This is a genomic window from Devosia indica (genome assembly GCF_003056405.1).
In the GTDB taxonomy this organism is placed as follows: domain Bacteria; phylum Pseudomonadota; class Alphaproteobacteria; order Rhizobiales; family Devosiaceae; genus Devosia; species Devosia indica.
This window is the reverse complement of the sequence record NZ_PYVZ01000004.1, coordinates 108597-130252: the sequence shown is the minus strand read 5'-3', so window position 1 is coordinate 130252 and position 21656 is coordinate 108597. Positions and strand designations below refer to the sequence as shown.

General features: G+C 62.1%; 21 protein-coding genes and 1 tRNA gene. 10 read left to right on the top strand and 12 right to left on the bottom strand.

Translation table 11 applies throughout. From position 1 onward, the window contains the following. The first annotated feature begins 73 nt into the window (after positions 1–73). From DDE76_RS05515 to DDE76_RS05505, 3 genes are all read left to right on the top strand, one after another. A complete protein-coding gene (locus DDE76_RS05515; RefSeq protein ID WP_104894232.1) occupies positions 74–2452 on the top strand; it encodes an efflux RND transporter permease subunit in 2379 nt (792 codons plus the stop codon). A gap of 178 nt (positions 2453–2630) precedes the next feature. Beyond that, entirely contained in the window at positions 2631–3158 is a 528-nt protein-coding gene (locus tag DDE76_RS05510) for a hypothetical protein (protein WP_104894231.1), read from the top strand. A gap of 157 nt (positions 3159–3315) precedes the next feature. Then, positions 3316–4551 carry a diguanylate cyclase domain-containing protein gene (locus DDE76_RS05505; RefSeq protein WP_157955669.1) on the top strand — a complete coding sequence of 412 codons (1236 nt, stop codon included), beginning with the start codon at positions 3316–3318 and terminating at the stop codon, positions 4549–4551. On the opposite strand, the gene DDE76_RS05500 is transcribed toward DDE76_RS05505, so the two are convergent. After that, positions 4538–5212, bottom strand: coding sequence for a DJ-1/PfpI family protein (locus DDE76_RS05500; protein ID WP_104894229.1), 675 nt, complete (start codon positions 5210–5212; stop codon positions 4538–4540). The two genes, DDE76_RS05505 and DDE76_RS05500, sit on opposite strands and share 14 nt — an antisense overlap. An 82-nt stretch (positions 5213–5294) precedes the next feature. Here DDE76_RS05500 and DDE76_RS05495 point away from each other — a divergent pair, with 82 nt between their 5' ends. Then, complete coding sequence (locus tag DDE76_RS05495) at positions 5295–6251, top strand: GlxA family transcriptional regulator (protein ID WP_104894228.1); 957 nt, start codon at positions 5295–5297, stop codon at positions 6249–6251. Positions 6252–6302: 51 nt separating this feature from the next. Here the strand turns inward: DDE76_RS05495 and ssb are convergent, their stop codons facing one another. After that, on the bottom strand, positions 6303–6815 hold the full coding sequence (gene ssb / locus DDE76_RS05490) for a single-stranded DNA-binding protein (RefSeq protein WP_104894227.1): 513 nt from the start codon (positions 6813–6815) through the stop codon (positions 6303–6305). 410 nt (positions 6816–7225) lie between these two features. Here ssb and uvrA point away from each other — a divergent pair, with 410 nt between their 5' ends. Next, the gene (gene uvrA / locus DDE76_RS05485) at positions 7226–10120 is read left to right on the top strand and encodes an excinuclease ABC subunit UvrA (protein WP_104894226.1); all 2895 of its coding nucleotides are present in this window, start codon (positions 7226–7228) and stop codon (positions 10118–10120) included. 94 nt (positions 10121–10214) lie between these two features. Here the strand turns inward: uvrA and DDE76_RS05480 are convergent, their stop codons facing one another. The 3 genes from DDE76_RS05480 to mgtE form a co-directional block, all read right to left on the bottom strand. Continuing rightward, a complete protein-coding gene (locus DDE76_RS05480; RefSeq protein ID WP_245891810.1) occupies positions 10215–10640 on the bottom strand; it encodes a DUF1489 family protein in 426 nt (141 codons plus the stop codon). Then, positions 10637–11314, bottom strand: coding sequence for a glutathione S-transferase family protein (locus DDE76_RS05475; protein WP_104894225.1), 678 nt, complete (start codon positions 11312–11314; stop codon positions 10637–10639). Before DDE76_RS05475 ends, DDE76_RS05480 begins: the two co-directional genes overlap by 4 nt. A 387-nt stretch (positions 11315–11701) precedes the next feature. Then, on the bottom strand, positions 11702–13117 hold the full coding sequence (mgtE, locus tag DDE76_RS05470; protein WP_104894224.1) for a magnesium transporter: 1416 nt from the start codon (positions 13115–13117) through the stop codon (positions 11702–11704). A gap of 116 nt (positions 13118–13233) precedes the next feature. Here mgtE and DDE76_RS05465 point away from each other — a divergent pair, with 116 nt between their 5' ends. Next, positions 13234–13587, top strand: coding sequence for a hypothetical protein (locus tag DDE76_RS05465; protein ID WP_104894223.1), 354 nt, complete (start codon positions 13234–13236; stop codon positions 13585–13587). Between the two features lie 81 nt (positions 13588–13668). Here DDE76_RS05465 and DDE76_RS05460 read toward each other — a convergent pair whose 3' ends face one another. From DDE76_RS05460 to ugpB, 4 genes are all read right to left on the bottom strand, one after another. Continuing rightward, positions 13669–14712: a sn-glycerol-3-phosphate import ATP-binding protein UgpC gene (locus tag DDE76_RS05460; protein WP_104894222.1), complete on the bottom strand. Its 1044-nt coding sequence runs from the start codon at positions 14710–14712 to the stop codon at positions 13669–13671. Positions 14713–14717: 5 nt separating this feature from the next. Beyond that, complete coding sequence (gene ugpE / locus DDE76_RS05455; protein ID WP_104894221.1) at positions 14718–15560, bottom strand: sn-glycerol-3-phosphate ABC transporter permease UgpE; 843 nt, start codon at positions 15558–15560, stop codon at positions 14718–14720. 12 nt (positions 15561–15572) lie between these two features. Next, positions 15573–16457, bottom strand: a complete 885-nt coding sequence (gene ugpA / locus DDE76_RS05450) for a sn-glycerol-3-phosphate ABC transporter permease UgpA (RefSeq protein ID WP_104894220.1) — start codon at positions 16455–16457, stop codon at positions 15573–15575. Positions 16458–16552: 95 nt separating this feature from the next. Further along, positions 16553–17872: a sn-glycerol-3-phosphate ABC transporter substrate-binding protein UgpB gene (ugpB, locus tag DDE76_RS05445; protein WP_104894219.1), complete on the bottom strand. Its 1320-nt coding sequence runs from the start codon at positions 17870–17872 to the stop codon at positions 16553–16555. A gap of 462 nt (positions 17873–18334) precedes the next feature. Between ugpB and DDE76_RS05440 the strand changes: the two genes are divergently transcribed. Beyond that, entirely contained in the window at positions 18335–18874 is a 540-nt protein-coding gene (locus DDE76_RS05440) for a GFA family protein (protein WP_104894218.1), read from the top strand. Further along, positions 18867–19166, top strand: a complete 300-nt coding sequence (locus tag DDE76_RS05435) for a DUF6958 family protein (RefSeq protein WP_104894217.1) — start codon at positions 18867–18869, stop codon at positions 19164–19166. Before DDE76_RS05440 ends, DDE76_RS05435 begins: the two co-directional genes overlap by 8 nt. Before the next feature lie 65 nt (positions 19167–19231). Here DDE76_RS05435 and DDE76_RS05430 read toward each other — a convergent pair. Both DDE76_RS05430 and DDE76_RS05425 read right to left on the bottom strand, forming a co-directional pair. Continuing rightward, a tRNA-Leu gene (locus tag DDE76_RS05430) sits at positions 19232–19316 on the bottom strand. A gap of 142 nt (positions 19317–19458) precedes the next feature. Next, positions 19459–19692, bottom strand: coding sequence for a FliM/FliN family flagellar motor switch protein (locus DDE76_RS05425; RefSeq protein ID WP_104894216.1), 234 nt, complete (start codon positions 19690–19692; stop codon positions 19459–19461). Positions 19693–19768: 76 nt separating this feature from the next. Between DDE76_RS05425 and lipB the strand changes: the two genes are divergently transcribed. Beyond that, positions 19769–20512 (top strand): lipoyl(octanoyl) transferase LipB, encoded by a 744-nt coding sequence (gene lipB, locus DDE76_RS05420; RefSeq protein ID WP_104895020.1) that lies wholly within the window; start codon positions 19769–19771, stop codon positions 20510–20512. Positions 20513–20535: 23 nt separating this feature from the next. After that, positions 20536–21063, top strand: coding sequence for a DUF4282 domain-containing protein (locus DDE76_RS05415; protein ID WP_104894215.1), 528 nt, complete (start codon positions 20536–20538; stop codon positions 21061–21063). A 63-nt stretch (positions 21064–21126) separates the two neighbouring features. Here the strand turns inward: DDE76_RS05415 and DDE76_RS05410 are convergent, their stop codons facing one another. Then, a complete protein-coding gene (locus tag DDE76_RS05410; RefSeq protein ID WP_104894214.1) occupies positions 21127–21504 on the bottom strand; it encodes a DoxX family protein in 378 nt (125 codons plus the stop codon). Between the last annotated feature and the right edge of the window lie 152 nt (positions 21505–21656).

Below are 21656 nucleotides of genomic sequence, written 5' to 3'. Positions count from 1 at the left end.
CCAAGCTGGACGCATTGCCCACAAACCCGTAGAAAATTGAACCAATTGCCGCCCAAGGGGGAGTCGGGTTCTGGTGTCTTCGGGTTCTGTGGTGTCGCGTTTCGTCGACTGGTTCACCAACCGGCGATCCATTGGTTTCGGCTTTGAGTATCTGGGCGTGGCAACCCTGCGCTATCCGCGCATCATGTCCGTGATCGTGCTGCTGTTCACGATCCTCTGTTTCTGGCAGATCCCCAAAGCCAATGTCGACGGCGATCTGCTGCGTGTCTACGCCCATTCCGGGCACTATTACGACGCCTATGACAATCTCTCGAAGACCTTCGGCACCTTCGAGAACGACATCTATGTCATGGTCAATTCGCCCAATCTCGTCGATCCCGATGTTCTCGAGGACATCCGCAGCCTCGCCTTCGATCTCGAGCTCAATGAATACGCCGTGGGCACCATGTCGCCCTTTACCCTGCGCAAGCCCAATGGCAGCGGCGGCTCCGTGCCGGCCGTGCCCGAGGGCATGCTGAACGCCGACGAAGTCGCCATGGCGCTGATGGATCTGCAACAGAACGATCCCATGATGCGCAACCTCATCACGCCTGATCTGACCGGCGTGGTCCTCATCATGTTCCCCAACCAGGAACTGGTGAACCAGGACGGCACCAAGGCGATGATCGCCAGCCTGCGCGAAACCCTGGCCTTTTATGACGATACCGGCCTTGAGATCGAGTTGACCGGCCCGCCGGTCTGGACCTCGGAAATGCTCAATGCGGCCGTCGATGACCAGATCAAGTTCACGGTCTATGGCTTTGGCTTGGGCGCTTTCATCGCCCTGTTCGCCCTGCGCTCATTCTGGGGCGCCATCATCGTCGCTGCCACCCCCTTCGTGGCGGTCATGTGGTCCATCGGCACGGTGCTGCTGCTGTTTGGCTCTTTCTCTTTCCTCACCATTATCGTGACCACGCTTGTGCTGGTCATGGCCTTTGCCGAGTCGATGTTCTTCATTTTCAACTGGCTAGCCTATTGGCGCGACGGGATGGAGCCCAACAAGGCCGTCGATACCACGCTCAAGCTGGTGGGCCCTGCGACAGCGCTGACGACCCTGACGACGCTCGTCGCCTTCGCCTCGCTCTATTTCTCGCCAGGCCAGGGCGTCCAGGAATTTGCCTTGGCCGGCGCCGCCGGCAGCGCGATCATGTTCGTCTGCCTGATGACGGTGATGCCGCTTCTGCTCAAGCTGGCCCTGCGGCTCGGCTTCAAACTGCCCAAGGCGCCGAACTTCGCGCTCAATGCGCCCCTGCCTGCCGCGCTTGGCCTGGCGATGAGATTCGGCCGCCCGGTCAGCGTGCTCGCAATCCTGCTCACCATTCTCCTGATCATCCCCTTCTTCCTCATCCAGCCACGGTTCTCATTCGAAGACTTCATGGCCAAGGATTCGACCGCGCTCAGCACGGCAGAGAGCATCGATGAGGGTGTGGGCGGAGTTGCCCCTCTCTATGTGCGCGTGCCGCTCACGCAGATGGATCCCAATGTCGCCGCCGAGGACTTCGAAACCATCCGCATCGTGCACGAGATCGTCGAGTCCGAGCTGGGTGAAAACAAGGTCATCTCGGCCGCCAGCCTGACCAACTACACCGACAGCGGTTTCACCCGCCAAGAAGTGTTTGACGCCGTCGGCCCCTTCATGCGCAAGCGCTTCATCACCGAAGATGGCAGCCAGGCCCTGGTCACCGGCTTCATGCCGACAATCCTGGAGAGCCAGGCGCTCAAGGACATGGTGGCGCGCATCGAGACCCGCATGGCGGAGGCCGGCATTCCCCAGGCCGAGCTGGGCGGCTTCCGCATCCTGACGACATTTGCCACGGACGACATCGTGCGCTCGCTGCAGATATCCCTGGCGGCCAGCGTGCTGCTCAACCTGGTGCTGATCGGCGTTGCCTTTGGTTCGCTGCGCATGGCTCTGGTCTCCGCCATCCCCAACATGTTCCCCATACTGGGCACCCAGGCCTGGCTCTGGGCCACCGGTGCGGGTCTGCAGTTGACCACAGTCATGGCGCTGACCATCGCCTTCGGCATCGCCGTCAATGATACTATCCATATGCTCTCCCATTACATGCACGGGCGGCGCGAAGAGCAGCGCAGTCACCTAGATTCCGTGCATCACACGCTGCGGCGTATCGGCGGCGCAATTGTCGCGACCACCGTTATCCTCTGCGCCGGTACCATCATCGTGGCCTTCTCCGAATTGCCGCAGGTGGCCCTGTTCGGCTCGCTCTTCGTGCTATCCCTGTCGCTGGCCCTGGTGGGCGACCTGTTCATGCTGCCCTCGCTGCTGGTGGCGGCATCGCGCATGCTGGAAAACCTCACCGGCATCCATGTCCAGACAGCCGACCATGTCGCCACGCCGGACGATCCGACCGGCAACACCGACACCCGCGTCGGCGCCGGCCGCACGCCCTGAGGGAGCCGCTTGCCGCAAATGGGTCGCCAAAGCTACCATGCGTGCAGTGATTCCGGCCGGACCGCTTGTGGCGCGATCACTTTCGCGAGAACCGGCCACATCCCTGGCCGACAATCGGTAATCTTGGCCTGCGAAGACATGCCGGGGGGCTTGTTTTGCTTGTTGGAGGCATAGCGCCATGACCAGTTTCGGAACCCTGACCCGTGCCGCTGCACTGTCAGGACTCCTGTTTTCTTCCATGGCGGGTGTCACGCCCGTTCTGGCTGCGCCGGCAGATGTTGCCCTGCTCAAGTCCTATATCGGCGAATGGCGCGGGCGCGGCACGCTCTATGGCGCCAGCGAAGAATCCGTGGTCTGTCGCCTGTCCCTGAGCCAGGGCAATCAGGACAAGGTCAACTATAATGGCCGCTGCGCCTTGGCCGGCACCAATCTCTCGGTTGCCGGAACCCTGGCCTATGTCGACGCCAGCCGGCGCTTTGAAGCCGCCATGACCTCAAATGCCACCTTTACAGGCATCGCCGTCGGACAGAAGCGCGGTTCGGGCCTGGTTTTCAACCTGCGCGAACGCGACCAGGACGAGGAAGGCAAGGACCTCAACATCTCCGCGCAGATTCAGCTCAATGGCGACGCCATTCAGGTGGTATTCGAAGTCGTCTATGTCGAATCCGGCGACAGCCTGCGCGCCGAAGTGCCGTTCTCGCGCTAATGACGTAGAAGACATTTCCAGAGCGGCGATCAAAATCGCCGCTCTTTTTTGTCGAACTAAATCCCTCCAAGAAAACAATGTTTTAAGAAGGCACTGCTAGGGTCCGCGCATGTTTGTGCAGCCCCTCACAGAAAGCTGGCCGTGTGCAGAGCAACCTATGGTTCCGCCCGGCGCCACGCCGTCGGCGGGCGGATTTCTGTCCCGTTTGCGGGCACTGACCGGCATGGCCGGCGCGGGGTTTGCGACCAGCGGCATGCACTGGATCGACATGGACGGGGCCACGCCACCCACGGGGATTGCGGCACACTTGCTCGCCCCGACCGGCCGCGTCAGCATGAACGACGACCCCATCGCCAGGTTCGTATTGACCGTGCCGGTGCCCGGAATCGACGCGGCGCGACAGCAATGGCTGGTGCTCTGGGACCAGGCCCAGAGAAGCCATGCTGATGCCGGTTTCCTGCTCGCAAGGGTGACCGAACTGGTTGGTCATGCCGCGATGGACCGCCGCCGCGCCGCCGAACAGCACCGGCAATACCTGATCGAGCGGGCGTCGGCGACGGCCCGTATTGGTATCTGGTCCTGCTCCCTGCCCGACGAGCAATTGTCCTGGTCCGACGGTGTCTATGACCTGTTCGAACTGCCGCGCGGCTCGGCGGTCAGCCGGGCTCAGACCCTGAAAATGTACATGCCCCACTCGCGCCGCCGCATGCAGGCCCTGCGGGCACGCGCGATAAAAACGCTTGGCGACTTCAATTTCGATGCCGAAATCGTCACCAGTACCGGCAAGCATCGCTGGATGCGGATCACCGCAACCGTTGATGGCGTGGACGGACAGGCGCGCCGCATTTTTGGCATGAAACAGGACGTCACCGAGGAAAAACTGCTCGCCGAGCGGACCCGGCGCATGGCCGAGACAGATGCCCTGACCGGTCTGGCCAATCGCAGCCTGTTCCAGACCCGGCTGGATGACCTGCGAGATGACAGCCACGCCAGGCCCATCGGCGCGCTGATCCTGATCGATCTGGACCGTTTCAAATCCATCAATGACACTCTGGGCCACGCCCAGGGCGATGCCTGCCTGATCGAGGCCGGACGCCGGCTGACGGCCTGTTGTACGTCTGAGGCGCTGGTGGCCCGTATCGGCGGCGATGAATTCGCCATCATTCTGAGCCAGGGCGCCGCGCCGGGACCGGAAAACCTCTGCGCCAGCATCGTCGAGGCGTTCCGCGAACCCTTTGTGCTCGGCGGGCAGTCCCATCAGATCGGCGCCTCGATCGGCATGGCGCGCAATTCTGGCCAGGACGCGGAGGCGCTGTACCGCGATGCCGATAGCGCGCTCTATCAGGCAAAATCCGAAGGTCGCGGCACCTGGCGCTATTTTACTGCGGCCTGACCGGCGGCAGCAAAACCTCCCTTTCCGAACGCGCGCGCGCCATGCCCTGGCGCACCGTTGCCACCAGGTCCGCATCGCAGGCCTCGGGCGTCCCGCTGTCAAAGGGCGGCGCCGGCGCATATTCGAGCGCCAGTTGCACCCGACGCGCCGCCACTTCACCCTGCAATTCGGCCAATACCGTCAACCCGAAATCAATTCCCGAGGTCACCCCGCCTGCCGTGATGACATTGCCGTCGCGTACCACCCGGCCCGGAGTCGGAATGGCGCCAAGGCGTGGCAAGAGGTCCACAGCATTCCAGTGCGACGTCGCCCGGCGGCCTTCCAGCAGCCCTGCCATGCCCAGGACCAGCGAACCGGTGCAGACCGATGTCACGAATTGCGCCCCGGCCGCCTGGGTCCGCACGAAATCGAGGACTTGCCGGTCGTTGAGCAGCGCATTGACCCCGGCACCGCCGGGAATGCAGATCAGATCCAGTTGCGGGCAATCCCCGAGTGTCATGGTTGGCGACAGCATTAGCCCGGTGGCGCTGCGCAGCGGGGCCAGGTCCTTCCACAAAAGATGCACCGCTACGTCGGCCGCCGAGGCGAACACCTCATAGGGGCCGGTCAGGTCGAGCTGCTGCACATTGGGAAAGACGAGAAATCCGATATTGAGCGTCATGGACCACCTCCAGGGTTGACGGCGGCCAGTCTATGGCAGAACAGTTTGGCCGAACTGCCAATCAACCCTCGTTTTACGCCAAATGACCCGACGCATCGAAGTTCTCGGTTTCGCCGATTGCCAATTGCTCGACGTGACCGGGCCGTTGCAGGTGTTTGCCTCGGCCAATGACCTGTCCCGTGCACAGGGTCTGCCGCTGCCTTACACGCCCGTAGTGGTCGCCGCGCAGCCGCGTCTGGTCACCTCGTCCGGCCTGGTGCTGGAAGCCCAAACCCTTTCATCCGCCACGGAGCCCGTGGACACGCTGGTCATTGCCGGCGGCTGGGGCGTCTACGACGCCTGTGACGATACAAGCCTGACCGACTGGATCACGGCACGCGCCGCCATTGCGCGCCGCACGGCATCGGTGTGCAGTGGCGCGTTTCTATTGGCCAGCACGGGCCTGCTTGATGGCCGCCGCGCGGTCACCCATTGGTGGCGCTGCAAGGAATTTGCCGCGCGCTTCCCGCGCGTCCGGCTCGATCCGGATCCGATCTTCATCCAGGATGGCCAGTTCTGGACCTCAGCCGGTGTCACCGCCGGGATCGATCTGGCCCTGGCGCTGGTCGAAGCCGATCTTGGCCGCGATCTCGCCCTGGCCGTCGCGCGGCAATTGGTGGTTTTCCTCAAGCGCCCCGGCGGCCAGTCCCAGTTCAGCGCGGCCCTGACCTTGCAGGATCAAGGCGGTCGTTTCGATGGCCTGCACGGCTGGATGATGGAAAATCTGCACCGCCCGCTGGCCCTGCCGGACCTGGCCGCCGCCGCCGGCATGAGCGAGCGCAATTTCTCCCGTCGCTATCGGCAGGAAACCGGCCAGACCCCCGCCCGTGCCGTCGAGAACTTGCGGATCGAGACGGCAAGGCGCCTGCTGGAGCAGGATCTGCCAATCGCCCGCGTGGCCGGCCGCTGCGGTTTCGGCAGCGAGGAAACACTGCGCCGCGCCTTTCTCAGGAAACTCGGCGTCACCCCGCAAGCCTATCGCGACCGCTTCGCGGCCTGATCTGGATACAAAAAAGGGCGGCTCCTGGCCGCCCTTGGATATCCTGCCCGCTCAGAACGGGATGTCGTCATCCATGCCGCCCGGCTCAAAGGCCGGGGCATTGGCCGAAGGACGGCGTCCGCCGCCACCACCGCCGCCGCCGGAACTGTCGCGCACGCCGCGGAAACCGCCGTCGCCGCCGCCATAGCCACCGCTGTCACCGGCCCCCTCGCCCCGGCCGTCCAGCAGCACCATGGACGAGTTGAAGTTCTGCAGCACCACCTCGGTGGAATATTTGTCCTGGCCGGACTGGTCCTGCCACTTGCGGGTCTGCAACTGGCCTTCCAGATAAACCTTGGAGCCCTTCTTGAGATATTGCTCGGCGACGCGCGCCAGGCCTTCCGAGAAGATCACCACGCGGTGCCATTCGGTCTTTTCGCGCTGCTCGCCACTGGTGCGGTCGCGCCAGCGTTCCGACGTCGCCACACTCAGATTGACCACCTTGCCGCCGCTCGGCAGGTTCCGCACATCCGGGTCATTGCCCAGATTGCCCACCAGAATGACCTTGTTCACGCTGCCAGCCATGGCGCATATCCTTCCAATTCAGTCCCGGTCTGCCCGGTTACGGGACGCTTTCTCTCATGGGTCCTGCTGCCGCCCGGCGCGCGGCCTTCAACCCGTTTCGCCGCACCATAGACCTTTCTGTGCGCCATTCACCTGACAATTGCGGTTCTGCACAGGACGCTCAGGGCCTAGGTACGGGCGTGTGTTCCTGTTATGTTCTATTTTGTCGAGCAGAAGTCAAGCCCCCACCCCCTGCTGACAGCCTATGTCAGCAGTCTGCCCTATCCCACGCTTGACCGAATCCGCCTTGTTCTGGTTACGTTCACAAAACCTTGAGCGGCCGAGTTGACTTGCGGGCAGCATCACGAAGGCCTATTTCTTGGCCTTCGCCGCCCCCTCCCACCGCCGGCGCGACTTGCTATGGACCCGATATGACCGAAAAGCCCAGCCTGAACCGCGAAATCATTGTGCGCGGCGCCCGCGAGCACAATCTCAAGGGTATCGACGTCAAGCTGCCGCGCGACAGCCTGATCGTGATGACCGGGCTCAGCGGCTCGGGCAAGTCGTCCCTGGCCTTCGACACCATCTATGCCGAAGGGCAGCGCCGCTATGTGGAGAGCCTCTCGGCCTATGCGCGCCAGTTCCTGGAAATGATGCAGAAGCCCGATGTCGAGCACATCGAGGGGCTTTCGCCCGCCATTTCCATCGAACAGAAGACCACCAGCCGCAATCCGCGCTCCACGGTCGGCACCGTCACCGAAATCTACGACTATCTGCGCCTGCTCTACGCGCGCGTTGGCGTGCCCTATTCGCCCGCCACCGGCCTGCCCATCGAGAGCCAGACCGTCTCCCAGATGGTCGATCGCACGCTTGAACTGCCCGAAGGCACCCGCCTCTATTTGCTGGCCCCGATCGCGCGCGGCCGCAAGGGCGAGTTCAAGAAGGAGTTGGCCGACCTGATGCGCAAGGGCTTCCAGCGCGTCAAAATCGACGGCGAGTATCACGAGATCGAGGACGCCCCGGCGCTCGACAAGAAGTTCAAGCATGACATTGAAGTCGTCGTCGATCGCCTTGTTGTATCGAAAGATATTATGGGCCGCCTGGCCGAAAGCTTCGAGACTGCGCTGAAGTTGGCCGATGGCATTGCGCTGGTCGAATTCGCCGATGAGAAAGACGATAATGGCGATCCACGCCGCATCACCTTTTCGGAAAAATTCGCCTGCCCGGTCTCCGGCTTCACCATCGCCGAAATCGAGCCGCGGCTGTTCTCGTTCAACAATCCCTTTGGCGCCTGCCCGGTCTGCGATGGCCTGGGGACGGAACAGAAGATCGACCCCGACCAGATCGTGCCGGACGCCACCCTGTCGCTGCGCGACGGCGCCATCCTGCCCTGGTCCAAAACCAGCGCTCCCTATTACCAGCAGACCCTTCAGGCCGTGGTGAAGCATTTCGGGGCTTCGACCGGCACCGCCTGGAACGAGCTGCCCTTCGACGTTCAGCATGCCGTGCTCTATGGCACCGACAAGACCCCGATCAATTTCGTCTATGACGATGGCCTGCGGCAATACAAGACGACCAAGCCCTTCGAAGGGGTGATCGGCAATCTCGAGCGCCGCTACCGGGAAACCGAGAGCGCCGGCATGCGCGAGGAGATCGAGAAATACATGTCGGCCAAGCCCTGCGTGGCCTGTGGCGGCTATCGGCTCAAGCCCGAGGCGCTGGCGGTCAAGATCGATGGCCTGCATGTCGGCAAGGTCAGCGAAATGTCCATTCGCAATGCCAGCCAGTGGTTCAACGAGCTTTCGGCCAAGCTCACGCCCACCCAGAGCCAGATCGGCGAACGCATCCTCAAGGAAATCCGCGAGCGCCTGAAATTCCTCAACGATGTGGGCCTGGAATATCTCTCCATGTCGCGCAATTCCGGCACCCTGTCAGGCGGCGAGAGCCAGCGCATCCGCCTGGCCAGCCAGATCGGCTCGGGCCTGACCGGCGTGCTTTACGTGCTCGACGAGCCCTCCATCGGCCTGCATCAGCGCGACAATTCACGCCTGCTCGAAACGCTGCAGCGCCTGCGCGACCTGGGCAATACCGTCATCGTGGTCGAACATGATGAGGACGCGATCCTCACCGCTGACTATGTGCTCGATATCGGCCCCGGCGCCGGCGTCAATGGCGGACGCATCGTGGCCGAGGGCTCGCCCCAGGATATTCTCAACCACCCCGATTCCCTGACCGGCAAATATCTCTCGGGCCGCATGGGCATCCCCCTGCCGGCCGAGCGCCGCGAGGGCAGGAAGGGCAAGGCACTGTCGATCAAGGGCGCCACCGGCAACAATCTCAAGAATGTGTCGGTGGATGTGCCGCTCGGCATGTTCGTTGCCATCACCGGGGTTTCGGGCGGCGGCAAGTCGACACTGATGATCGACACCATGTACCAGGCCATCGCCCGGCGGCTGAACGGTGCCCGCGTCGTCCCCGCCCCGCATGAAAGCCTGACTGGCCTTGAATTTCTCGACAAGGTCATCGACATCGACCAGTCACCCATCGGCCGCACCCCGCGTTCCAACCCGGCCACCTATACCGGCGCCTTCACCCCGCTGCGCGAATGGTTTGCAGGGCTGCCCGAAGCCAAGACCCGCGGCTATGGCCCGGGCCGCTTCAGCTTCAACGTCAAGGGCGGCCGCTGCGAGAAATGCGAGGGCGACGGCGTTCTCAAGATCGAGATGCACTTCCTGCCCGATGTCTATGTCACCTGCGACGTCTGCAAGGGCAAGCGCTACAACCGCGAGACGCTGGAGGTCCAGTTCAAGGGCAAGTCGATCTCCGACGTGCTCGACATGACGATCGACGAGGGCGTCGAGTTCTTCTCGGCGGTCCCGACCATTCGCGACAAGTTCGCCACCCTCCAACGCGTCGGCCTGGGCTATGTGAAGATCGGCCAGCCTGCCACGACCCTCTCGGGCGGCGAGGCCCAGCGTGTAAAACTCTCCAAGGAGCTTTCGAAGCGCGCCACCGGCCGCACGCTCTACATGCTCGACGAGCCGACCACCGGCCTGCATTTCCATGATGTCGCCAAGCTGCTTGAAGTGCTGCACGAGCTGGTCGAGGGCGGCAATACGGTCGTGGTCATCGAACACAACCTGGAAGTCATCAAGACCGCCGACTGGATCATCGATCTCGGCCCGGAAGGCGGCGATGGCGGCGGCGAGATCGTGGCCATCGGTACGCCCGAAGCCGTCGCGGATAACCCGCGCTCGCATACCGGCATTTATTTGAAGCAAGTCATGGAACGCCGCCCGCATTACGAGACCAAAGCGGCGGAGTAGCCGGGTTCCCACCTGGTGGTCACCCCACCCTTAATCCCCCTCAAGGGGAGGGATTAAGGGTGGGGTGATTTCACAAACGCGGACTTTCCGGTCCCTAAATCAACCCCATGCGGGCCAACTCAGCCGCAATCTCGGCTGAGTTCTCATTTGCCCCCGCCTCCAGGTCCGGCGGCGCATCTTCGACGCGCAGATAGCGCCAGCCCTGGAACGGGCGTTTGGGGTAAGGCACGGTGCGGATAATGTCCGGCGACATGATGATGTCGCAAAAATCCTTGCCCTCGGCATCGGTATAGGGCGCCAGCCGCAGGATGGGCTGCCGGCAGCAAATCGCGCCAGACATCACCCAGTAGATCGAGCCCTGCCCCTCCATTTCGGCGCTACGCTTGGGCATCATGCGTGTGCGATGCACATGCACGTCCTCGCCATAGTCCGCGCCCCACCAATGGGCGCGCTGGTCCCGGTAGCTCTCCAATTCCTCCACGCTGGAAACGCCAACGCAGAGCTTGACCATATGGATCATGCCAGCGTCCCCGGCGCCACGCGGCCCTGGATGACGTCGATCTCGTCATCATCCACGATCCAGGGTTCCTGCAGGGCCAGCGCCCGCCAGTCCTGAAAGGCCGGCAGCGCATAGATCGCCTCGACATAGCATTGGGCCACATCCGAGACGGGAAGTTCATAGGTGCGCAATCGCGTCGCCAGCGGCGCAAACATGGCGTCAGCGGCGGAGAACGCACCGAACAGATATGGCCCATCCGAACGCGCCAGCAAATCACCCCACAGCGTCTCCACGCGATGGAGATCCTTACGCACGGCATCAAGATCGACCTTGCCCGGATGGCTGGCGCGCAAATTCATCGGTGCGTGATTGCGCAAGGCGCCGAACCCGGCATGCATTTCCGCCGCGGCCGCGCGGGCCAGCGCACGTTCGGCGCGGTCGCGTGGCCAGATCGCCTTGTCCGGAAAGCTGTCGGCCAGATATTCGATGATGGCGATGGTTTCGGGCACCACCAGCTCGCCGTCGAACAACACCGGCACCTTGGCTGTCGGAGACCGCGCGGCAAGGTTTTCCCGCCAGCCGGGCCCGGACAATTGCAGCACTTCATCCTCGAACGGAATTTCGAAATGCCGCAGCACCAGCCAGGGCCGCAGCGACCAGGTCGAGTAATTACGATTCCCGATCAAGAGCTTCATCGAATGTCCTCACACACAGGAGCGCAACGTTTTGCGGTTCGAACCCGCAGCAGTCAAGCAAGCGGAGCGCTCACCAAGCCCATCAAAGAAGAAGGGCGCCCAGTGGCCGGGCGCCCTCCCCTAAACTCTTTGCCAGTGAATAACTCCAACGTCCCTTCTAGACGCTAGCAACCACGGAGAAAACCAGCCCCACAGAGACGAGGCATACCAGCGCCCAGCTCATCGTCTGCCAGGCTGAGGTCTTGGTTTGACTGCGCATAGATCGCTCCTTGTCAGTCGTCCACACCGACCGGGTTGGGTCGGTAATGAATCGTTAGCCGTGTCGCAGATGGGAAGCAAGCGACCAAACTGCAACACTCCGGCCCTGTGGAAAATGACACTTCGGTGTCAGAACAGGCCGAACCAGAGCCCCGCGATTCCCAAAAACGCAAAGAAACCAATGACATCGGTGATTGTAGTGACAAACACCGCCGAGGCGATGGCCGGGTCGGCCTTGAGCTTGTCCAGGGTCAGCGGAATAAGAATTCCGAACGTCCCGGCCACGATCATGTTGATGACCATGGCCAGCCCGATGACGATTCCAAGCTGCACATCGCCATAGCGGAACGCCGTGACGATGCCGATCAGCACGGCAAAGATCACCCCATTGACCACGCCCACCACCATTTCGCGGCGGATCAGGCGTCTCAGGCGCCCGCCATCCAGTTCGCGCATCGCCAGGGCCCGCACCGTCACAGTCATGGTCTGCGCCCCGGCATTGCCCCCCATCGAGGCAACGATGGGCATCAGCACGGCTAGCGCCACCATCTGTTCGATCGTGGCGTTGAACAGCCCGATGACCAGGGACACCAGCACGGCGGTGACCAGATTGACCACCAGCCAGGGCACGCGGCTCTTCACCGTATCAAGGGTCGTGTCGGACACGTCCTCATCGCCCACGCCGGCCATCAGGCGAATGTCTTCTTCCGCTTCTTCCTGGATCACGTCGACAATGTCGTCGATGGTCAAGACGCCGACCAGCCGGCCGCTCTCATCCACGACACCGACTTCGACAAGATCGTAGCGCTCGAAGCTGCGCGCCGCCTCTTCCTGGTCTTCTTCAGCATTCACCAGCACGAAATTGGTATTCATGATGCTGTCGATCTTGGTCGCGCGTGGCGTGCGCAGGAACTTGTCCAGCGGCAGGGTGCCCAGCACGGTATAGGACGCATCGACCACATAGAGCTGGTAGAACTCGTCCGGCAGGTCCTTTTCGGAGCGCAGATAGTCGATCACCTGCCCCACCGTCCAGAACGGTGGAATGGCGATGAAATCGGTCTGCATCCGGCGTCCGGCCGAATCCTCGGGAAAATCGAGGCTCCGCTTCAGCGTCAGCCGCTCGAAAGTCGGCAGCGCCGAAAGGATTTCGTCGCGGTCGACCTGTTCGAGGTCCTCCAGCAGATAGACCGCGTCGTCATTGTCGAGTTCGGCCACGCCGCGGGCAATCGCCGCATTGGGCAGGGCTTCCATGATTTCGAGGCGGATGCTCTCATCCACCTCGGTCAGGGCCGAGAAATCGAACTTCTCGCCCAGCGCGTGGACCAGCGCCAGGCGCTCGGCAGCATAGAGCTGCTCGAGCACGTCGCCGACCTCGGAATGATGCAGCGGCTCCATGACCAGCGCGACATCGTCATTTCTGCCCGCCTCCAGAAAGGCGCGCAGCCGCTCAAGCCAGAGCGCACTGATCCGGCCGTCCGCATCGCGGAACACATTGCTGTCATTCCCGGTGTCGAAACCGGGCGCCGGATCAAATTCTTCGCTCATCGGGAGCCCTTTGTGTTTCTGGGGGTTTCAGGGGCAAGTAAAGCTGTAGCCAATCACCCTGTGATGCGCCAGAGTGCAAGCGAGGCTTTTTCAGCAATTGCGGAGACGATGCGCGAATGACCGAAGCCAGAGACCTCGAACGCGCCTTTGCCCGAATTGTCCAGCTTGTCGATCAACGCGGCCTGCCCGGTGTGTCCCGATCAAGCGGCGCCTCCCCGGCCCTGCTGGTTGCGGATGCGACCCTGGCAGAATTGCAAGACGAAACCGTGCTCGCGCTGGCCTGCCCCCGGCACCAGAAAGTGCTGCTCATGGACATCTCGCCAAAAGTCTATTTCGAGACCGATCAGCAGATTGGCCAGAACATCGTCTTGGTCCATCTCGACAGGATCGATGACGAGGAGCTCTCCTTGCGCCTGCATGATGCCTGGGAATATGTCGCGCCGGACAATCTGCGCAAATATGTCGATTAGCGCCGCGCCAAAAAGACGAAACCGCCCCCGGCTGCTGGCCAGGGGCGGCTTGAAAAATTTCCGTTAGCCGGACGCCAGTGGTCAGTCCACCCGCAGCCCGCTTTCCTTGTTGAAGCCATGCAGCGCCGCCAGCGGCAGCACGAAGTCGACCTTGTCGGCTTCGCCGACACTGGCGCGGCCCTGCTGCACCAGGATCAGCGTCTGATCGAGGCCCTCGACCCGGACGTAGAGATGGCTTTCGCCGCCCACCGGTTCGATCAGCTCGACCGTTCCGGAAAGCGCAATGCCCTCGCCGGACCCGACAACCACCTGGTCGGGACGAATACCGACTATGTCCGTGCCCGCCGGCAGGCTGGGCATGGTGCCGCCCGCGATCGCCTGCAGCGCCGCAATGGGCAGCAGGTTCATCGGCGGCGAGCCGATGAAGCCGGCCACGAACAGGGAGGCCGGCTTGTCATACAGCTCGATCGGCTTGCCGACCTGCTCGATCCGCCCGCCATTCATCACCACCAGCCGGTCGGCCAGGGTCATGGCTTCGAGCTGGTCATGGGTCACATAGACACTGGTGGTCTTGAGCGAACGCTGCAGACGGCGGATTTCGATGCGCATCTGCCCGCGCAGCTTGGCGTCCAGGTTCGACAGCGGTTCATCAAACAGGAATGCCTTGGGCTGGCGCACAATCGCCCGGCCCATGGCCACGCGCTGGCGCTGGCCACCCGAAAGCTGGCGCGGCTTGCGATCCAGGAATGGCGTGATTTCCAGGATCCGGGCCGCCTCATTGACGCGGCGATCAATTTCGTCACGCGGCGTGCCCCGGTTCTTCAGGCCATATTCCAGGTTCTGACGCACGCTCATATGCGGGTAAAGCGCGTAGTTCTGGAACACCATGGCGATGTCGCGCTCGGCCGGCTCCTTCTTGTTGACCACGTCGTCGCCGATGGAAATCGTGCCATCGGTGATGGTTTCGAGCCCGGCAATCATGCGCAGCAGGGTGGACTTGCCGCAGCCTGACGGCCCGACCAGCACAACCAGTTCGCCATCGGCGATCGAAAGATCCAGCGCATGGATGGCCGTGACATTGCCCTGATAGACCTTGCGAACGCCCTTGAGATCGATACTTGCCATTTTTCTTACTTCTCCGTTTCGACCAGGCCTTTAACGAACAGGCGCTGCATGAAGATGACAATGAGGACCGGCGGCAGCATGGCCATGACCACGGCCGCCATGATGGTGTTCCATTGCGGATCGGCGTCGGCCACGGCGGCCATGCGTTTCACGCCCATCATCAATGTGTAGTATTTCGGGTCGGTGGTCACCAGCAGCGGCCACAGATACTGCATCCAGCCATAGATGAAGAGGATGACACAGAGCGCCGCGATATTGGTCCGCGAGAGCGGCAACAGGATATCGCGGAAGAATTTGATCGGACCGGCCCCGTCGACGCGCGCCGCTTCCATCATTTCATCAGGCACCGTCATGAAGAACTGGCGGAACAGGAACGTTGCCGTCGCCGAGGCGATCAGCGGAATGGTCAGGCCGAGATAGGAATTGAGCATGCCCAGGTTCGCCACCACCGCGAAGGTGGGGATGATACGCACTTCGACGGGCAGCATCAGCGTGATGAAGATCAGCCAGAACGCCAGCACTCGTCCGGGAAACCGGAAATAGACAATGGCATAGGCAGAGATGATGGAAATGGCGATCTTGCCCACCGTGATGATGATCGCCATCCAGAGCGAGTTCCAGGCCATCAGCCAGAACGGCGCGACGCCGCGGCGCTCTTCGGTCAGCACCTGCACCACATTGTTCCACAACTCGGCACCGGGCAGCAGCGGCATCATGCCTGACGAAAGCGCCGTGGGACCATGGGTCGAGGCAATGAGCGCGATATAGACCGGGAACACCACGATCACTACGCCGCAGATCAGCACGAAATGGGTGAGAAATGTCAGCCAGGGACGATTTTCGACCATTGACCCGCCCTCCTAATACTGGACCCGGCGTTCCACATAGCGGAACTGGATCACGGTGAGCACGATGACGAAGAGCATGAGAATGACCGACTGGGCCGAGCTGGAGCCCAGGTTCAGGCCCAGATAGCCGTCGGTATAGACCTTGTAGACCAGCGTATTGGTGGCCTGGTTCGGGCCGCCCGCTGTGGTCGCGTCGATCACGCCAAAGGTGTCGAACATGGTGTAGTTGAGATTGACGATCATCAGGAAGAACGTGGTCGGCGAGAGCAGCGGAAACACGATGGTCCAGAAGCGCTTGAATGGCCCTGCCCCGTCGATGGCCGCCGCTTCATTGAGCGATTGCGGCACGGACTGCAGTCCGGCCAGGAAAAACAGGAAGTTATAGGAAATCTGCTTCCAGCTCGCCGCAACGATGATCAGGATCATCGCATGCGTGCCATTGAGCTGGTGGTTCCAGTCCAGCCCGAAGAATTCGAGCATATAGGGCAGGATGCCGGTCGAGGAATTGAAGATGAACCACCACAATATGCCGGCCACCACGGGCGAGACCGCATAGGGCCAGAGCAGCATGGTCGAATAGGCCGTGCCCGCGCGGATCAGCCGGTTCACCGCCACTGCCAGCACCAGCGCCAGGCCCATCGAGATGATCGTGACCGCCAGGGCAAACAGGGCCGTACGGCCAACCGAGGCCAGATAGTCAGGCTCCTGGAACAGGCGCAGATAATGCAGCAGGCCCACGAAACTGGTCGAAAGCCCGAACGGATCTTCCCGCTCGAAAGACGATTTGACCGCCTGTCCGGCCGGCCAGATGAAAAAGATGATCGTAATGATCAACTGCGGCGCTACCAGGAGATATGGCAGGCCCTGCGAGGGAAAGATTGTGCGTTTGGTATCCATCGACCCGATCCGCGGAAGCGCCGAGAACAGCTACTCCGAAAAAGACGAATGGGCGGGGCAGACAAGCTGCCACCGCCCGGTAGTGTCAGTCCGCCTTACTGATTGGCAGCCTGGAAGTCGCGCAGCATCTGGTTGCCGCGGCTGACCAGATCGTCGAGCGCCTGCTGGGCCGACTTGTCGCCGGTCAGCAGAGCCTGGAATTCCTGGTCGATCACGTCACGGATCTGGACGTAGTTGCCGAAACGCAGGCCCTTGGAGTTTTCGGTCGGGGCGTTCAGGGTCATCTGCTTGATGGCCACGTCCGAACCCGGATTGGCTTCGTAATAGCCCTGCTCCTGACCCAGCTCGTAGGCAGCCTGGGTGATTGGCAGATAGCCCGAGAACTGGTGCCAATCAGCCTGAACCTCAGCCGAGGAGAGGTAAGAGAAGAAATCCGCAACGCCCTGATACTGGGCTTCGTCGGCGCCCTGCAGGACCCACAGGGTCGCGCCGCCGATGATCGAGTTCTGCGGCTCGACTTCTTCATAGTGCGGCAGCATGCCGAAGCCGACTTCAAAGCCTTCGGCATTGGCCAGAACGCCGGCACGCGAGGCCGAGGAGTTCATGTAGATGGCGCATTCGCCGGTGTAGAACTTGGACGGAGCATCCGCACCGCCGCCCGGGCCACCATACTGGAAGACGCCTTCATCCTGCCAGTTCTTGAGGTTTTCCCAGTGCTTGGCCTGGAGCGGGCCATTGACGACGAATTCGGTATCCAGACCGCCAAAGCCGTTTTCCAGCGTGCCGATCGGCTGGTTGTGCCAGGCCGAGAAGTTTTCAAGCTGTGCCCAGGAGATCCAGCCGGAGGTGAAACCACAGGTGGCAGCGCCCGATTCCATGATCTGGCGCGAGAAGGCTTCCAGCTCTTCCCAGGTCTTGGGCGGCATTTCAGGATCAAGACCAGCGGCCGCGAACACGTCCTTGTTGTAGTACATGATCGGGGTGGAGGAGTTGAACGGCATCGAAAGCATATTGCCTTCGGTGTCGGTGTAGTAGCCCACAACGGTCGGCAGGAATGCGCTCGGGTCAAAATCGGCGCCCATGTCGGCCATGAGCTGATAAACGGGGTAGACGGCGCCCTTGGCGGCCATCATGGTGCCGGTGCCGACTTCGAACACCTGCACGATTTCGGGCTGCTCGCCAGCGCGGAAGGCGGCAATGGCAGCGGTCATGGTTTCGGCATAGGAGCCCTTATAGACCGGGGTCACGACATAGTCGGACTGGCTGGCATTGTAGCCGGCCACGATTTCTTCGAGCTTTTCGCCCAGCTCGCCACCCATGGCGTGCCACCAGGTCACTTCGGTTTGCGCAAAAGCCACGGAGGTGGAAAGCATCAGCGAAAGGGCAGCAAGGCCCACGCGGTTCAGAGTCTTCATGGTTGTCTCCCAATGGGCCGGTGCGACCGCATCGGGCCGCCCGGCTCCAGCCAGACCTGTATTGTGTGTGTGAGCACCGGCCCGAATGTTCGAAACAATACGAAACAAACCGAAAGGCTCGGCGCACAGGCCGTCCGCCCTCGGGCACCGACCTGCCCGTCCCCTCTATTGAGCTTGCTTGACGTTCACTTGAAGCTTTGATGACGCTTGGATGACGGTTCACATTGATGGGCAAAAAGTTCGTTTGAACGCACAATCGCCCTCGCTCCCGCAAATCATTTTCATCTCGTCACCATGTCGAAATGGCCTGCGCCCTCTCGTCGTGGTCAGAGCAACGGGAAAGAATCGACACACCAGCGCCTTGCTGGACGTTGCGACGACGACACCCGGAGCCGATGGTCTGGTTCAATTGGACCGCATGTGGCACCGGAAAGAGCCAGACGCAGAAGGGACCAACCCACCATGCCAAAAACGACCACGACGCTGAGCTGCGACTGCGGCCAGTTCCACCTCGAACTGATCGGAGATCCGTTCAGCGCATCGGAATGTCATTGCAGGTCCTGCCGCAGCGCCGCGCAGCGTTTGTCGATCCTGCCCCCGGCCTTTCCTATCGCCGCCGGAAATGGCGGTGTGCCCTATGCGCTCTACCGCAAGGATCGGATTGGCTTCCCTGACGGGACAGCCAATCTCGCCGAATTTCGGCTCAGCGACACCGCGCCAACGCGCCGGGTCCTCACCACCTGCTGCAACACCCCTGTCTTTCTGGAGTTCGAAGGCGGTCACTGGGTCAGCTTTTTTACCGGCCTCTGGCCAGAGTCCCTGCGGCCTACCCCGCAGATCCGCACCCAGACCGGCGATGTTCCAGACGGCGTGACGCTCGACGATTCCCTGCCCGCCGGAACCATGACAACCGCCGGCTTTTACGCAAGGCTGCTCGGCGAATGGATCGCCATGGGCTTCAAATCCCCCAGGATCACCATCGAGGAGAAGATCAATGCCTGACGCCGGCGACAAGATCACCATCGGCAATGTGAACCACCCCGACCACAGCGAACGGGTGGACCGCGCCAAATATATGGCCATGCACGACGCGCTGATGGCCATCCTGCCCACCGAACCGCCGGGCTTGACCGTCGCCGAGGCCAAGGAAGCACTGCTGCCGCACCTCTCCCCGGATCTCTTCCCGGGCGGCGACAAGGCCGGCTGGTGGCTCAAGGCAGTTCACCTGGACCTGGAATCAAAAAAGGTCATCGCCCGCGCCAAAGGCAGCCCGGTGCGCCTGCATAGGCTCTGAGAGGGGCAAGAAACGCTTAGGGCCACTTCATCGTTCTCTAAAACGATGAAGTGGCCCTAAGGGACTGGTGCGGTCGAGAAGACTCGAACTTCCACGCCTTGCGGCACAGCGACCTCAACGCTGCGCGTCTACCAATTCCGCCACGACCGCACAGTGTGGTAGAAGCTTTGGCGCCTGCGGCCCCGAAGCGAGTGGGGGTGTAGCAAAGCTGTTGCATTCCCACAAGCGGATAATCGGAGATTTTCGCGTCCCTGTGCAAAGAGCATCAAGGCCCTATTCCGATGCGCAGGCCTTAGCCGAAGCGCAGCACCTTCTCGGTGACAAACACCCGCAGGTGCCCCTCTTCCACATTCACCTCGCCCTTGGCCACCAGCGTGCTGTTGGCATAGATGCGCAAGGGATCGTGCTCTGTGGCGTCCAGTTCGATCACCGCCCCACGGCCCATGCGCAGCATATGGTGAATCGGCATGGTGGTCGCGCCCAGCTCGACCGTGATATCGACTTCAATATTGTCCAGGGTGTTCATAGATAAGGTGCAGTCCCGGGTCCGACGCCGCAGCGCCAAGGATTCGTTTGCCCATGAGGGTCAGCCAGAGCTGGTTATGGAAGTCTTAACAAACGTAAATGAAACGTGCCAAATCGGCGCGAAACTGCACCGCGACGACGCAAGGCCGGTCGAATGGCGCATCTTCGAGCGCCCGCTGGGCTATGAGGCAGCCCTCACCATGATGGATGAGAGGGTGGCCGCCATCGCCGCCGGCGCGGCGCCCGAGGCCGTCTGGCTGCTCGAGCATCCCCCGCTCTATACCGCGGGCACCTCGGCCCGCCCTGAAGATCTCCTCAATCCGCGCTTTCCAGTCTATCCGGCCGGCCGCGGCGGGCAATTCACCTATCACGGCCCGGGCCAGCGCGTGGCCTATGTCATGCTGGACCTGACCAAACGCGGCCGCGACATCCGCTGCCTGGTGCAGGGTCTTGAGCAATGGGTCATCGACACGCTGGCCGCGCACAATATCTCCGGCGAGCGTCGCGAGGGCCGCGTCGGCGTCTGGGTACCGCGCCCGGAAAAAGGCCTGGCCCGCGAGGACAAGATCGCGGCCATTGGTGTGCGGGTGCGCAAATGGGTCACCTTTCACGGCATTTCGCTCAATGTCGCGCCCGATCTCTCCCATTATGACGGCATCGTGCCCTGCGGCATCACCGATCAAGGCGTGACCTCATTTGAGGATCTGGGCGCTCTGGTCTCGATGGCCGAGGTCGATTCGGTGCTGCGCGGCCGCTTTGAATCGATTTTTGGCCCCACCAGCCTTGCCATAGCGGCACCATCCGACCAACTTGCGCAATAGACGAGGGATTCTAGGAGCCTGCCATGACTTTGGATGACTTGAAGCGCCTGCTGACGCGCCAGACCCTGTTCCGGCTCGATGCAATCCTCTCACCCCGCCTGGTACCGATCTTCTATGCCCTGGGCCTGGCCGCCATCCTGCTCTGGGCCATTAGCCATTTCTTCTTCCGCTTCGGCACCAGTTTTGGCGACGGCCTCTGGGGCCTGCTTGAGATTGCCGTGTTCGGCCTGCTCTCGCTGGTCGGCCTGCGCATTGGCTGCGAGGCGCTGCTGGTCTGGTTCAAGAGCCAGGAGGCCACCGGCGACACGGTGCAGCGCTCGCGTTTCTCCGCATCCCTGCTCGACGAGGTGCGCGACGCGATCCGCGATCTGGCAGAGGAAGGTGATGAACGCGACTTTGCCGAGGCTGATGAATACATCACCCCGGCCACCGAGCCGCTGCCGCAGGTCAAGCCCTCCGAAGAAGCGCCCCGCGAACCGGCGACCAAGCCCGGCGAGACCCACAAGCCCCGCCGCACCGCCAAGCGCACGCCGCCCAAATCGGTCACCTGAGCGCAAAAAGGCCGCTCATTCGAGCGGCCTTCGAAGGTCAGAGCATGGACGACCGAAGGGCCCTTACTTCCCGTTCACGGCCCAGCGGCCCGGACCGGCGAACACCAGGAACAGGAACACGAAGCAGAACAGAATGGCCGCGTCGCCACCATTATTGGTGGGAAAGAAGTTGGACGGTGCATGCGCCATCCAATAGGCGAAGGCCATGGTGCCCGAGGCGATGAAGGCAGCCGGACGGGTAAACAGGCCGATACCGATCAGAACGCCGGTGATGATTTCGATCACGCCGGCAAACCAGAAGATCGAGAACATGGGCGGCGCAAACTCGGCGGCCGGAAAGCCCATCAGTTTCTGCGTGCCGTGAGCGAGGAAGAGCAGTGCGGCGACGATGCGCAGCACGGACAGCGCCTGGGGCGTATAGGCAGAGAGACGGTCGGTCATGAAACATTCCTTGAAGCTGCGCCGAGCCGGCGCGAAAAACGGATATGACGCCTAACCCATGGGCGGATCAGGCAAAACCCGGCAATCAGCGCACGCGCTGTTCACTCTTCACAAACAGTCACGTTCACGTGTTCGTCATTCTCTGCAGGGCA

Bases quoted from the DNA above. Each gene is read 5' to 3' on its own strand.
- DDE76_RS05415 (WP_104894215.1), top strand. From the start codon at position 20,536: ATGACTTTGGATGACTTGAAGCGCCTGCTGACGCGCCAGACCCTGTTC.
- ugpA (WP_104894220.1), bottom strand. From the start codon at position 16,457: ATGGATACCAAACGCACAATCTTTCCCTCGCAGGGCCTGCCATATCTC.
- ugpE (WP_104894221.1), bottom strand. From the start codon at position 15,560: ATGGTCGAAAATCGTCCCTGGCTGACATTTCTCACCCATTTCGTGCTG.
- DDE76_RS05495 (WP_104894228.1), top strand. From the start codon at position 5,295: ATGACCCGACGCATCGAAGTTCTCGGTTTCGCCGATTGCCAATTGCTC.
- ssb (WP_104894227.1), bottom strand. From the start codon at position 6,815: ATGGCTGGCAGCGTGAACAAGGTCATTCTGGTGGGCAATCTGGGCAAT.
- DDE76_RS05410 (WP_104894214.1), bottom strand. From the start codon at position 21,504: ATGACCGACCGTCTCTCTGCCTATACGCCCCAGGCGCTGTCCGTGCTG.
- DDE76_RS05465 (WP_104894223.1), top strand. From the start codon at position 13,234: ATGACCGAAGCCAGAGACCTCGAACGCGCCTTTGCCCGAATTGTCCAG.
- lipB (WP_104895020.1), top strand. From the start codon at position 19,769: ATGGAAGTCTTAACAAACGTAAATGAAACGTGCCAAATCGGCGCGAAA.
- DDE76_RS05475 (WP_104894225.1), bottom strand. From the start codon at position 11,314: ATGAAGCTCTTGATCGGGAATCGTAATTACTCGACCTGGTCGCTGCGG.
- DDE76_RS05510 (WP_104894231.1), top strand. From the start codon at position 2,631: ATGACCAGTTTCGGAACCCTGACCCGTGCCGCTGCACTGTCAGGACTC.
- ugpB (WP_104894219.1), bottom strand. From the start codon at position 17,872: ATGAAGACTCTGAACCGCGTGGGCCTTGCTGCCCTTTCGCTGATGCTT.
- DDE76_RS05460 (WP_104894222.1), bottom strand. From the start codon at position 14,712: ATGGCAAGTATCGATCTCAAGGGCGTTCGCAAGGTCTATCAGGGCAAT.
- DDE76_RS05500 (WP_104894229.1), bottom strand. From the start codon at position 5,212: ATGACGCTCAATATCGGATTTCTCGTCTTTCCCAATGTGCAGCAGCTC.
- uvrA (WP_104894226.1), top strand. From the start codon at position 7,226: ATGACCGAAAAGCCCAGCCTGAACCGCGAAATCATTGTGCGCGGCGCC.
- DDE76_RS05425 (WP_104894216.1), bottom strand. From the start codon at position 19,692: ATGAACACCCTGGACAATATTGAAGTCGATATCACGGTCGAGCTGGGC.
- DDE76_RS05435 (WP_104894217.1), top strand. From the start codon at position 18,867: ATGCCTGACGCCGGCGACAAGATCACCATCGGCAATGTGAACCACCCC.
- DDE76_RS05480 (WP_245891810.1), bottom strand. From the start codon at position 10,640: ATGATCCATATGGTCAAGCTCTGCGTTGGCGTTTCCAGCGTGGAGGAA.
- mgtE (WP_104894224.1), bottom strand. From the start codon at position 13,117: ATGAGCGAAGAATTTGATCCGGCGCCCGGTTTCGACACCGGGAATGAC.
- DDE76_RS05440 (WP_104894218.1), top strand. From the start codon at position 18,335: ATGCCAAAAACGACCACGACGCTGAGCTGCGACTGCGGCCAGTTCCAC.
- DDE76_RS05505 (WP_157955669.1), top strand. From the start codon at position 3,316: ATGGTTCCGCCCGGCGCCACGCCGTCGGCGGGCGGATTTCTGTCCCGT.